The sequence below is a fragment of the Cellulomonas fimi ATCC 484 genome, from assembly GCF_000212695.1.
GTDB lineage: Bacteria > Actinomycetota > Actinomycetes > Actinomycetales > Cellulomonadaceae > Cellulomonas > Cellulomonas fimi.
Genome location: NC_015514.1, coordinates 1,541,033 through 1,552,608 on the forward strand (window position 1 = coordinate 1,541,033; position 11,576 = coordinate 1,552,608).

The window sequence follows — 11,576 nt, forward strand, 5'->3', positions numbered from 1 at the left end:
GTCAGGCGGGCGCCGCGGCGGGCTCGACGAGGTCGTGCAGGACCTGCGCGATCGCCGGCAGCGACCGGGGGTCGGCCTGGACGAGCATCGTGGTGATCGCGGTGCTGCGCCACGCGGGGAGCTGGGCACGGATGTCGTCAGCGGTGCCGACGAGGGCCACGTCGCGCACGAGCTCGGTCGGGACGGCCGCGACGGCGCGCGCCTTGTCGCCGGCGAGGTAGTGCGCCTGGATCTCGTCGCACGCGTCGGCGTACCCGAGCCGGTCCAGCACGTTGCGGTGGAAGTTGGCGCCCTTCGCCCCCATGCCGCCCGCGTAGAGCGCGACGTGCGGACGGATCGCGTCCGCGGCCGACTCGACGTCGTCGCCGAGGACCACGGGCACGGCGGCCGTCACCTCGAACTCCTCGGCCGGGCTTCGCGCGGCCGAGCGCTGCGCGAAGCCCTCCGCGAGCAGCGCGCGGTGCTCGGCGTCCATGCGGGGTGAGTAGAACATCGGCAGCCACCCGTCGGCGATCTCCGCCGTGAGGGCGGTGTTGCGCGGGCCTTCGGCCGCGAGGTGGATCGGCAGGTCGGCCCGCAGCGGGTGGACCGTCGACCGCAGCGCCTTGCCGAGCCCGGCGCCCTGGTCGGCGGGCAGCGGCAGGCGGTAGAACGCGCCGTCGAACGTGACGGGTGCCTCCCGCGCGAGGACCTGGCGGACGATGTCGACGTACTCCCGCGTGCGGGCCAGCGGCCGTGGGTACGGCTGGCCGTACCAGCCCTCGACGACCTGCGGCCCGCTCGCCCCGAGGCCGAGCACGAACCGGCCGCCCGAGAGGTGGTCCAGGGTCAGCGCCGCCATCGCGGCGGCCGTGGGGGTGCGTGCGGACAGCTGGGCGATGGCCGTGCCGAGGCGGATGGTCGACGTGCGCGCGCCCCACCATGCGAGCGGTGTGAGCGCGTCGGAGCCGTACGCCTCGGCGGTCCACACCGAGTCGAACCCCAGCCGCTCGGCGGTCAGCACCGCCTCCTGTGCTCCGGGCGGCGGGCCCGCGGACCAGTAGCCGACGTAGTACCCCAGGCGCATGCGCGTCCTCCGCTCGTCCGTGCGCGCCGTCGTCGCCGCGCCCGCGGTCACGTTACCGGCCGGTACGGGTGACGTCAGCCGACCGTCCGCGCGCGGCCAGGGCGTTGAGCAGCCCGGCCGCGGTGGCAGCGTCGTCCACGGTCACGACGCTCGTGCGGCCGCCCGTGCGCTCGACGACCAGCGCGTCGCCGCCGCGCAGCACGAAGCCCGTGCGGCCGTCGCGCCCGACGCGGTAGCCCCAGCCGCCGAACTCGGCGAGGGGGCGCACGGGCTCCGCGCGCGCGGCGACGACCTCGTCGAGCGGCACGTGCAGGCGCGGGCGGCCGAGCGGCGAGCGGGCGTCGAGCCCGCGGGCGTCGACCGTCACGCGCACCACGAGGAACGCGGCGAGCAGGACGACCAGCAGCGCGGCGACGCCGAGCAGGACCCACGTGCGCAGCACGACCGCGAGCACCGCCTGCAGCGCGACGACGGGGACCGCGACGGCGAGGGTCGCGGGCGACCACACGGTCGCGGACCATGCGACGCGTTCGCTCGCCCCGAGCGGGACGCGCACGGCGTCGGCGGGCGGCGGGACGTCGGTGGCGTGCGTCGCGTCGCTCGGCACGAGCAGCGCGGCGAGCCCGCCGAGGACGAGCGCGGCGCTCACCGCCAGCCCGACGACGGGCTCGACCCCCGGGACGTCCGCGGCGTCCGTCAGCCCGCGCTGCTGCGCGAGCGACCCCACGACGAGCACCCCGAGCAGCGTCGTGGTGCCGACGGCGGTCGCGGCGGCGCCCCGGCGGGTCGACGCGCTGCGCCCGACGAGCACCGCCAGGAGCCAGGCGCCGACGCTCACGACGACCGCGGTGAGGACGAACGGGGCCAGGGCGCCGCCGAGCGAGAGGAACCCGTCCGGCGTGCCGTCCGCTCCCCAGTGCGTCGCGACGGGGTTGGGCAGGTCGTCGGCCCAGGACAGTGCGAGCGCGGTGCCCGTGGCGGTCAGCACGAGCGGTGCCACGAGCGTGAGCAGCGTGGTCGCGCCGCGGTGCGGGACGGGGGAGAGGGTCGCGGGGGTGGTCACCGCAGGGCCTCCTTGAGCAGGGCGAGCGTGGTCGCGGGCGGGACGGACAGGCGCTCGGCGGTCCGGACGACCGCCGCGACGGCCTCGTGGAGTGCTGCGAGGTCGTCGGTGCGGGCCACGACCGCGCCCCGGCCGCGCCGCAGCTCGATGACGCCCTCGTCGCGCAGCTCCTGGTACGCCCGCAGCACCGTGTGCAGGTTGATGTCGAGCGACGCCGACAGCTCCCGCGCCGCGGGCAGCCGCGTGCCGGCCGTGAGCTCTCCGCGGGCGGCGGCGCGCCTCACCTGGTCCGCGAGCTGCTGGAACAGCGGCTCGGGGGAGGCGGGGTCGACGCGGAACAGCACCCCGTCAGTCTAGTTGTTCGATGACAACTAGAACAATCGGCGGTCCGGCAGAGGGAAGGCGTCGTCTCAGATGTAGATCGCCGGGTCGTCGACCTCGACGTCGAACGGCGCCGCCTGCGGGCGCAGCCGCACCGTCGCGGGCACCCCGACGGCGATCGCTCCGGCCGGCACGTCGTGGATCACGACCGCGTTCGCGCCCACCTGGGCGCCGTTGCCGACCCACACCGGGCCGAGGATCTTCGCCCCCGCCCCGACGACGACACCGTCGCCCAGCGTGGGGTGGCGCTTGCCGCGCCGCATCGACTTGCCGCCCAGAGTCGACCCGTGGAACAGCACCACGTCGTCGCCGACCTCGGCGGTCTCGCCGACGACCACGCCCATGCCGTGGTCGATGAACAGCCGGCGGCCGAGCCGGGCGCCGGGGTGGATCTCGATGCCGGTGGCTGCCCGCGCGAGCTGCGACAGCAGTCGCGCGGGCAGCCGGAGCGCCGGCTCCCGCCACATCCGGTGCGCCAGCCGGTACACCCACACCGCGTGCACCCCCGGGTACCCCAGGGCGACCTCGAGACGCGAGCGGGCCGCGGGGTCGCGGTGCCGCGCGGCCTCGAGGTCCTCCACGAGGACGGCCAGGAAGCGCTGGAGTGCGGTCATGGGCTGCCGGTCCGATCGACGACGGGGACGGTGCGGGGGTGCTGCAGGTGCGGCTGCGGCAGGTCAGTCGAGCAGGTCGGCGTAGAGGATCGTCGACAGGTAGCGCTCGCCGAACGACGGGATGATCGCGACGATCAGCTTGCCCGCGTTCTCCGGGCGCTTCGCGAGCAGCGTCGCGGCGTGCAGCGCGGCACCGGACGAGATGCCGACGAGCAGGCCCTCCTCCGCGGCGGCCCGACGGGCGACGGCGACGGCGGTCTCGGCGTCGACGTCGATGATCTCGTCGTACACGGACGTGTCGAGGATCTCCGGCACGAAGTTCGCGCCGATGCCCTGGATCTTGTGCGGCCCGGGGGCGCCGCCGTTGAGGATCGGCGACTCGGCCGGCTCGACGCCGACGACCTGCACGCCCGGCTTGCGCTCCTTGAGCAGCTGACCGACGCCCGTGATCGTGCCGCCCGTGCCGATGCCCGCGACGAGGATGTCGATCTCGCCGTCCGTGTCGGCCCAGATCTCCTCCGCGGTCGTGCGGCGGTGGATCGCCGGGTTGGCCTCGTTCGCGAACTGCCGGGCGAGGATGGCGCCCTCGCGCTCGCTGACGATCTCGTCGGCCTTGTTGACCGCACCCTTCATGCCCTCGGAGCCCGGCGTGAGGATGAGCTCCGCGCCGAAGGCACGCAGCAGCGCGCGCCGCTCCTTCGACATCGTCTCGGGCATCGTGAGGACGACCTTGTAGCCGCGCGCCGCACCGACGAACGCGAGCGCGATGCCGGTGTTGCCGGACGTCGCCTCGACGATCGTGCCGCCGGGCTTGAGGTCGCCGGACGCCTCGGCCGCGTCGATGATCGCGACGCCGATGCGGTCCTTGACGGAGTTGGCGGGGTTGTAGAACTCGAGCTTGCCGACGACCGTGGCGGGGGCGCCGTCGGTGATCTTGTTGATGCGGACCAGCGGGGTGTTGCCGATCAGCGCGGTCGCGTCGTCGTAGATGCGGGCCATGGTTCCTCTTCGGTCGAGCCGCCGGCGTCCGGGCCGGGACGGCGTGCAGGGGTGGGGGACTGCGGTCGAGGCTGCCGGACCGGTGGGGCGTGCGCACGTGCGGGCCGGCGGGAGGTGCTGCGGGGCGAGCACTGGCGGACGGGGGCCGAGCCCCCGGTCAGGAGATCCTCGCGCGGGAGGGTCGCCAGCGCTCTACAGACAGCGACAGCAGGGCGCGACGCACGCGCAGGCGACGGGGGCGACGGTGCGGTGCAGCACGCTCATCACTCCTCCAGGTCGCGGACCGGGCCACCCGACGGGCGACCGCAGTCGGGCCGACGGTAGCGTCAACGTCGGGACGGCGCAAAGGCCCTCCACACCTCGGACGCACCGTCCCCGCGTCGGCAGCCACGGTCGTCCGGCCTGGTCAGCGCTCCCCGAACCCGACGGCCCCCGGGGTCGGCGTCCCGAGCCCCACCGCCCCGAGCCACGCCTCGGCCAGCAGCCCGAACCCCGCGGGCGTCGGGTGCACGCCGTCGAAGCACCAGGCGGCCGGCGACGTCCGGACGGCCGCGGCGGCGAACAGGCCGTCGGCCGGGACGAGGACCGCACGGTGCTCGGCGGCGAGCCGGCGGACGACGTGGATCCGCGGGTCGAGATCCTCGCGCCACGCGTGCTGGTCCGGCGTCACCGGCACGAGGAACGGCTCCACGAGGACGAGGCGGGCGCCCAGCCGGTCGCTCGCGGAGGCGAGCATCGCCCCCAGGTGGTCCTCGTACTGCGACGTCGGCGTCGGCTCGCCCGAGTCGTACCGCCGCCAGGTGTCGTTGATGCCGACCAGCACGGACACGACCTGCGGCTCGACGGCGATCGCGTCGGTCTCCCAACGTGCCCGCAGCATCGCGGACGTGTCGCCGCCGACGCCGCGGTTGACGAACTCCAGCTCGAGGTCGGGACGACGGGCCGTGGCGAGCGCGGCGACGATGCCGGCGTAGCCGTGGCCGAGGCTTGTGGGGTCGGAGCGGTCGCGGCCCCAGTCGGTCACCGAGTCTCCGGTGAGCAGGACGCGGTCGCGAGGCTGCAGGAACGTCGTCGTCACGCAGGCATCCCACCACACGTGACGGTCCCGTCCGCCGCCGCGCACGAGCGGGCGGCGACGGACGGGACGGAGGGTCAGGACGCGGGGTCGTCCGTGCGGCGCACGTCCAGCGTCACGACCGAGCCGGCCTCGACCTCGCCGGTCAGCGGCTCCTGCGCGACGACGACCCACAGCGTCGGGTCGTCGAACGTGCGGCCCTGGCCGGTCGAGTCGACGACCTCGACCGTGAGGCCGCGGGCCTCGAGCGTGTCCTGCGCGGTGGCCAGGAGAAGGTGGGTCTGGTCGATGACCTCGACCTGGCCGGACGCGGCCTCGTCCTCGGTGGAGGACTCGGTCGTGGTCTCGACGGCGGTCGGCTCGTCCTCGGCGCCCGAGTCGGAGCAGCCGGCGAGGAACGCCGTCGCGGCGAGCGCGGCGGTCGCGGCACCGACGGCCAGACGCGTGCGGGTGGCGGGCAGCTTCATGGTTCATCCCTGTGTGTTGCGATCGGTCACCTGTGCGCGGGCACCACGACGGGAGTCCCTCGTCGTGGTGTCCCCCCACGCGTGCGGGCCGACGGGCGGCTCGCGGATCCGCACTCGACCGTAGGCCCGACCACCGACACCCGTCTCGTGCATATGCGGCGATCAGGGACGAATGCCCCGGTCGACGACTGTGGGGTCGGACACACCTGCAGGTCGCAGGGCCGGCGACCGTCGGCCGCTCGTCGTGGTCGGCAGCTCCGCGTGCCGGCGGGGGCGTCGCCAGCGGACGTACCAGACGAGCATCGCGGTCGTCGTCGTCGTGTAGAAGGCGTGCATCGCCCAGACGGGACCGGGAGGCAGGTCCAGGACGTACAGCGTGTAGACGACGTTGCCGACGCACGCGAGCACGAGGTTGCCGACGCTGTACGAGCTGACGTCGCGCGTGCGCCACGCCTTCACGAGCATCGGCAGCGCGCTCGCGGCGAACAGCAGCCCGGCGACGGTGCCGGCGAGGACGGGCAGGTCCACGGTTCCTCCGGGGGTCGGGTGGTGGGCCGGGGCGCGGGCGGCGCCGCGGCCCACCACCGGGGTCAGGGGCGGATCTCGTAGACCGCGTGGAAGGCGGTGCGGGCCGCGACGCGGACGCGCGTGAAGCCCGCCTCGGTCGCGACGCCGCGGACCGCGTCCTCGCCCGCCTGCGCGCCGAGCGCGTGGCCGCCGTCCTGGGACAGCGCGTTGGGCACGCACAGGAACGTCGAGCCCGCGTAGAAGAGCCGTCCGACGGTGGTGAACGTGTCCTCGACCCGCTCGGGGGCGGCGGGCTCGACGACGAGCCACGTGCCGTCGGGAGCGAGCTGCTCCCGCACACGCCGGGCCGCGCCCACCGGGTCGCCCATGTCGTGCAGGCAGTCGAACATCGCCACGAGGTCGAACGGGCCGCCGTCGAACGTCTGCGCGGCGGCGACCTCGAACCCGACGCGGTCGGCCACCCCCGCGTCGGCGGCGCGCTTGCGGGCCCGGTCGACCGACGCGGCGTGGTAGTCGGAGCCCACGAACGTCGAGGCGGGGAACGCCTGGGCGAGCAGCACGGTCGACGACCCGAGGCCGCAGCCGACGTCCGCGACGCGCGCGCCGGCCGTCAGACGCTCGGCGACGCCGTCGAGCGCGGGGATCCAGCTCGGCACGAGCTCCGCGGCGTAGCCCGCGCAGTAGAACGCGTCCGTCCCGACGTGCACGTCCTCGTCGTGCTCGTGCCAGCCGATCCCCGCACCCGTGCGGAACGCCTCCGTGAGCCGCGGCTCCGCACGCAGGTAGCCGAGCACGGCCACGGAGGCGGCCGGCAGGTCGGGGCCGGCCGGGTCGGCGAGGCAGTACGCCTGCTCGGGCGTCAGGTGGAACGCGGTCGACGACGGGTCGTACGCGACGTACCCGCTCGCCGCCTGCCCGCGCAGCCACTCGGTCAGGTAGCGCTCGTGCAGGCCCGTGCGCTCCGCGAGGTCGCGCGGCGTCGCCGGTCCCTGCGCGAGCGCGCGGTACAGGCCGAGCCGGTGGCCGACGACGACGGCGCCCGCCGAGCCCGTCGCCGCGAGGTCGGCGGTGAACCGACCGAGGAAGTCGATGACCTTCTGCTGGTCCATGACGGAGGTCTCCTGGTGTCGGACGTCCGGGCCGGCGGTCGCCGGTCCGGGGCCCGCGCGCCGGTGCGGCGGGCCGTGACGACACCGTCGGCGTGCGCGCTGTCACGGCACTGGCACGCGCTCGCACGCGGCTGGCACGCCCGCGTGGGGCCCTGCCGTCGCCCGGGCCCGACGGGCATGCTGTCCCCGGAGGTGCGGATGGTCGCCGGTGCGCCACGGGTACGGGTCGACGTCCTCGGGCCGCTGCGGCTGGAGGTCGACGGCACGGTCGTCGACGTGCCCGGCACCCGGCGTCGCGCCGTCCTCGCGCTGCTCGCGCTCGCGCAGGGACGGACGGTGACCGTCGACGCCCTGGTGGACGCGCTGTGGCCGCACGACCCGCCGGCGTCGGCCCGGCAGGCCCTGCAGTCGCACGTCTCGCGCCTGCGCGGCCACCTGGGGCCGGCGTCGGGACGGCTGGCGAGCCGCGCCGACGGCTACGTGCTCGACGCGGACACCGACGTCGTGGAGGTGGGTGCCGCACTGCGCCGGTCCCGGTCCGCGGCGCCCGACGAGGCCCTCGCCGTGCTGCGCTCCGCGGCGTCGGCGTGGCGCGGCCCGGTGCTGGCCGACCTGCGGGACGTCGCACCCGTGGCTGCGGCGGCGGTCGCGTGCGACCGGCTCCGGCAGGACGTGCTCGACGCCCTCGTCGCGGCCGGGATCGACGCCGGACGGGCGGCCGACGTCCTGCCCGAGGCCCGTGCGGTCGTCGCCGACGACCCGCTGCGCGAGGACGCGACGCTGCTGCTCGTGCGTGCGCTCGCAGCGACCGGGCGCGCACCCGACGCGCTGCGGCTCGCCCACGACTACCGGCGACGGCTCGCCGAGGAGACGGGCCTCGACCCGACCCCGGCGCTGGGTGCGCTGGAGCGGCAGGTCGCGGGCGGCGGCGATGCGTCCGCGCGGACGCGCACGGGTGTCGACGGCCGTGCGCCCGGGACCCGGCTCGTCGGACGCGACGACCACGTGCGCGGCGTGCGCGGCGCGCTCGCCGAGGGCCGGCTCGTCACCGTGGTCGGGCCGGGCGGCGTGGGCAAGACGCGCGTCGCGATGGCGGCGGCGGGGACCGACGACGACGCGACCCTGCTGTCGCTCGCTCCGCTCGGCGACGCTGCTGCCGTGCCGCACGCGCTCGCGGACGCGCTCGGCCTGGTCGTCACGCGTGGCGACGTCCTGCGTGCGTGCGTCGCGCTCCTCGGGGACCGCCGTGCGCTGCTCGTCGTCGACAACGCGGAGCACCTCCTGGACGCGGTGCGGGACGTCGTCGCTGTGCTCCTGACCGCCTGCCCGCGCCTGGTCGTGCTCGTCACCAGCCGCGAGCCGCTCGGGCTCCCGGCGGAGCGGACGTGGCGGCTGCCCCCGCTCGACGTGCCCGCGGACGACGACCCGGCGCTCGCGGACGTCGCGTCCGTCGCCCTGTTCCTCGACCGGGCCGCGCGGGTCCGGCCCGGCGCCGTCCGGACCGCGGCGGACCTGCGCGTGGTCGCCGACGTCGTGCGTCGCCTCGACGGGATGCCGCTCGCGATCGAGCTCGCCGCCGGCCGGATGTCTGCCTTCGGGCTGCGTGACCTGCGTGACCGGCTGGACCGCGCGCTCGACCTGCTGGGCGACGGCCGTCCGACGGGCGACGCGCGGCACCGCACGCTGCGGGCGACGATCGCCTGGTCCGACGACCTGCTGTCGCCCGACGAGCGGCTGCTGCTGCGCCGGCTCGCCGTCTTCCCCGACGGCCTGGACCTGCCGGACGTCGAGCGGCTCGCGCACGCCGTCGGTCTGCGCGGCGACCCCGGCACGGTCCTCGCGCGGCTCGTCGACGCGTCCGTGGTGGAGGTGGACGTCGACGACGGCCCTCGCTACCGGCTGCTGCAGACCGTGCGCGCCTACGCGCTCGACGCGCTCGCCGCCGAGGGTGACCGCGCCGCCGCCGACCGCGACCTGCTGCGCTGGGCGTCGGACGTGACCGCGCGCGTCGCCGCCGCGATGACGACCGAACGTGAGCCGGAGGCCGACGCGACCCTGCGCCGCGAGGTCCGCAACCTGCGCGCCGCGTGGCACCTCGCCCGGGCGACGGGTGACGTCGACACCGCCGCGACGCTCGTCGTCCGGCTGTTCGACGCCGTCGGGTACCGCGACCTCGTCGAGCTGCGGGGCTGGGCCGTCGAGCTCGCCGCCGACCCGCGGCTCGACACCTCACCGCTCGCCGCGGCCGTCCTCGGCGTCGGCGCCGAGGCGGCCTACCACGGGGGCGACCACGCACGCGCCGAGTCGCTCGCCCGCGCCGGCCTGCGGCGCGCGAGCGACGACGAGGGCCGCTGGTGCTGCCTGCTCCCGCTGTCCGTCGTCGACCTCGCGCGCGGCCGGCTCGCCGACGCCGCCGCGCACGCGTCGGCCGCGGCGGGACTGCGACCCGACCCTCGCGAGGCCCTCGGCATCGCCGCCCTCGCGACGGCCTACGCGGGTGACCTCGCGGCGGCCGCACTGCTCGCCGACCGCGGCAGGGCCGCTGCCGTCGCGCCGACCATGCGCGCGTGGGCGGCATACGTCGACGGCGAGCTGGCGAACCTCGGCGGGGCGCCCGACGACGCGCGCGCCCGGTACGAGGAGGCCGTCCGCCTCGCGCGGACGTCGGGTGCGACGTTCGTCGTCGGCGTCGCCACCGTCGGGCTGCTCACCGTGCTGGCCCGCACCGGCCGCGAGGACGAGGCGCTGGCCGGCTACCGGGACGTCGTCGACGACTTCGCCCGGACCGGCAACTGGACGCACCTGTGGGCAACGCTGCGCGACCTGGCGGACCTGCTCGCCCGGCTCGGGGACACCACGACGGCCGACCTCGTGCACGCGGCCGCGGACGCGGCACCCGACGCGCCCGCCGACGGCCGGGCCCGCGTCGCGCGGCCAGGCCACGTTCCCCGTGTCGGGCGGGCCGACCTGCTGGACACCGTCCGCACGGCCGTCGACCGCGCGCGGGCCAGCGGGCCCCCCGCGTAGACGGGCGTCTACGCGGCCGGTGCGGCCCGACCCGCGGGAGCGGTCACGGGATGCGGAGGTCGGGCACGTCGAGCTCGTGGTGCGCGTACTTGTCGCGCAGGAAGTTGCCGGTGGTGCTCAGCTCCGCGGTCAGCAGGCGGTGGCGGCTCGCGTAGAGGGCGTCGGCCTGACCCGCCAGGATGCGCAGCTGCTCGGTGAGCTCCTCGTCGGGGGTGCGGCCGTCGGGCTGGCGCTCCTGCACCCGGGAGGGCGCGATCGCCAGGTACCCCGTGAGGACCGCGGGCAGGTACTGCCGGACGACGGCGTCCAGCTCGTACTCGAACCGTGCGTCCCCGGCGGGCTCCCGCTGCTCGGCCGCGATCACGGCGTCCAGCACCTCGCAGGTCCGCAGGACCGTGCGGTGCGTGTCTCCCGGCAGGCGGCGCCTGTTCCGCTCGGCCAGCGTCCGGATCCGGGCGACCGCCGCCGGCAGCGGCTGCGCCGCCTCCACGGCGACGACGGCCTGCGCGCGGTTCCGTTCGACGACGACGGCCGACCCGGTCAGGTCCCGCTTCCACCAGCGGCGTCGCGCCGGCAGCCACAGGTCCCGCCGGTGCCAGGCGCGGACGGCCGAGACGCCCATGGCGGCGAGCGCGAGCAGGACGCGAGGCCCCCAGGCGCCGTCGAGGACGAACACCGCCACCGAGAACCCCGCGGCGTAGAGGAGGCCTTCGAGCGCCGCCCCGACGTGCTTGCGCACCGCGCCGATGACGAGCACCAGGTAGGCGATCAGGGGGAGGAAGACGAGGACCGCCGTCACCTTGACCACGTTGCCCAGGGTCAGTCGCGTCATGACCAGCTCCTCCCGGACGTGCCCTCGGCGGGCACTGGGTGTCTGACCCGATCATCGCAGAAGCGGGGCACGACGTGCCGGGCTGTCGGCACATCCGCGACGTCGTCTGCGGGGAGAGGGCCGGGACCACCGAGGACGGGCAGCCGCGGAGGGGAGAGGGAGCGGACGACGGGAATCGAACCCGCGTAGCCAGTTTGGAAGACTGGGGCTCTACCATTGAGCTACGTCCGCACAGGTCCGGCAGGCCGGACCGCGCGACCCAGGGTACCGGGTGCGTGGGAGCGGATCGTGCACCCGCCCCGGCCCCGGCCGTGCTGCGGTGCGCACGGGATGTGGCGCAGGTTGGTAGCGCGTCCGCTTTGGGAGCGGAAGGTCGTGGGTTCGAATCCCGCCATCCCGACGACCGGTCGTGGGA

Annotated in this window: 11 protein-coding genes and 2 tRNA genes; 2 read left to right on the forward strand and 11 right to left on the reverse strand. The window is 76.0% G+C overall.

Annotation, left to right across the window (positions count from 1 at the left end):
• Position 1: 1 nt before the first annotated feature.
• The 9 genes from CELF_RS07120 to CELF_RS07160 form a co-directional block, all read right to left on the reverse strand.
• A complete protein-coding gene (locus tag CELF_RS07120; protein ID WP_013770576.1) occupies positions 2-1,066 on the reverse strand; it encodes an LLM class F420-dependent oxidoreductase in 1,065 nt (354 codons plus the stop codon).
• Between the two features lie 52 nt (positions 1,067-1,118).
• On the reverse strand, positions 1,119-2,129 hold the full coding sequence (locus CELF_RS07125) for a DUF1648 domain-containing protein (protein WP_013770577.1): 1,011 nt from the start codon (positions 2,127-2,129) through the stop codon (positions 1,119-1,121).
• Positions 2,126-2,473 (reverse strand): GntR family transcriptional regulator, encoded by a 348-nt coding sequence (locus CELF_RS07130; protein ID WP_013770578.1) that lies wholly within the window; start codon positions 2,471-2,473, stop codon positions 2,126-2,128. The genes CELF_RS07125 and CELF_RS07130 overlap by 4 nt, the downstream gene beginning before the upstream one ends.
• 66 nt (positions 2,474-2,539) lie before the next feature.
• Positions 2,540-3,124, reverse strand: coding sequence for a serine O-acetyltransferase EpsC (gene epsC / locus CELF_RS07135; protein WP_013770579.1), 585 nt, complete (start codon positions 3,122-3,124; stop codon positions 2,540-2,542).
• 63 nt (positions 3,125-3,187) lie between these two features.
• Positions 3,188-4,123, reverse strand: coding sequence for a cysteine synthase A (gene cysK / locus CELF_RS07140; RefSeq protein ID WP_013770580.1), 936 nt, complete (start codon positions 4,121-4,123; stop codon positions 3,188-3,190).
• A 406-nt stretch (positions 4,124-4,529) separates the two neighbouring features.
• Positions 4,530-5,201: an SGNH/GDSL hydrolase family protein gene (locus tag CELF_RS21135; RefSeq protein WP_013770581.1), complete on the reverse strand. Its 672-nt coding sequence runs from the start codon at positions 5,199-5,201 to the stop codon at positions 4,530-4,532.
• Between the two features lie 74 nt (positions 5,202-5,275).
• Entirely contained in the window at positions 5,276-5,665 is a 390-nt protein-coding gene (locus CELF_RS21140; RefSeq protein WP_013770582.1) for a PASTA domain-containing protein, read from the reverse strand.
• Positions 5,666-5,827: 162 nt separating this feature from the next.
• On the reverse strand, positions 5,828-6,193 hold the full coding sequence (locus CELF_RS07155; protein WP_013770583.1) for a PQ-loop repeat-containing protein: 366 nt from the start codon (positions 6,191-6,193) through the stop codon (positions 5,828-5,830).
• Between the two features lie 62 nt (positions 6,194-6,255).
• Complete coding sequence (locus tag CELF_RS07160) at positions 6,256-7,302, reverse strand: class I SAM-dependent methyltransferase (RefSeq protein ID WP_013770584.1); 1,047 nt, start codon at positions 7,300-7,302, stop codon at positions 6,256-6,258.
• Positions 7,303-7,377: 75 nt separating this feature from the next.
• Here CELF_RS07160 and CELF_RS07165 point away from each other — a divergent pair, with 75 nt between their 5' ends.
• Positions 7,378-10,329 carry an AfsR/SARP family transcriptional regulator gene (locus CELF_RS07165; protein ID WP_197722526.1) on the forward strand — a complete coding sequence of 984 codons (2,952 nt, stop codon included), beginning with the start codon at positions 7,378-7,380 and terminating at the stop codon, positions 10,327-10,329.
• Positions 10,330-10,372: 43 nt separating this feature from the next.
• Here CELF_RS07165 and CELF_RS07170 read toward each other — a convergent pair whose 3' ends face one another.
• Together CELF_RS07170 and CELF_RS07175 are read right to left on the reverse strand one after the other, a co-directional pair.
• Positions 10,373-11,161, reverse strand: a complete 789-nt coding sequence (locus CELF_RS07170; protein WP_013770586.1) for a hypothetical protein — start codon at positions 11,159-11,161, stop codon at positions 10,373-10,375.
• A 160-nt stretch (positions 11,162-11,321) separates the two neighbouring features.
• A tRNA-Gly gene (locus tag CELF_RS07175) sits at positions 11,322-11,392 on the reverse strand.
• Positions 11,393-11,487: 95 nt separating this feature from the next.
• Here CELF_RS07175 and CELF_RS07180 point away from each other — a divergent pair.
• Positions 11,488-11,561, forward strand: a tRNA-Pro gene (locus CELF_RS07180).
• Positions 11,562-11,576: the final 15 nt, after the last annotated feature.

Excerpts from the sequence above, each read along its gene's own strand:
- CELF_RS07120 (WP_013770576.1), bottom strand. The coding sequence starts at position 1,066 with ATGCGCCTGGGGTACTACGTCGGCTACTGGTCCGCGGGCCCGCCGCCC.
- epsC (WP_013770579.1), bottom strand. The coding sequence starts at position 3,124 with ATGACCGCACTCCAGCGCTTCCTGGCCGTCCTCGTGGAGGACCTCGAG.
- cysK (WP_013770580.1), bottom strand. The coding sequence starts at position 4,123 with ATGGCCCGCATCTACGACGACGCGACCGCGCTGATCGGCAACACCCCG.
- CELF_RS21140 (WP_013770582.1), bottom strand. The coding sequence starts at position 5,665 with ATGAAGCTGCCCGCCACCCGCACGCGTCTGGCCGTCGGTGCCGCGACC.
- CELF_RS07160 (WP_013770584.1), bottom strand. The coding sequence starts at position 7,302 with ATGGACCAGCAGAAGGTCATCGACTTCCTCGGTCGGTTCACCGCCGAC.
- CELF_RS07170 (WP_013770586.1), bottom strand. The coding sequence starts at position 11,161 with ATGACGCGACTGACCCTGGGCAACGTGGTCAAGGTGACGGCGGTCCTC.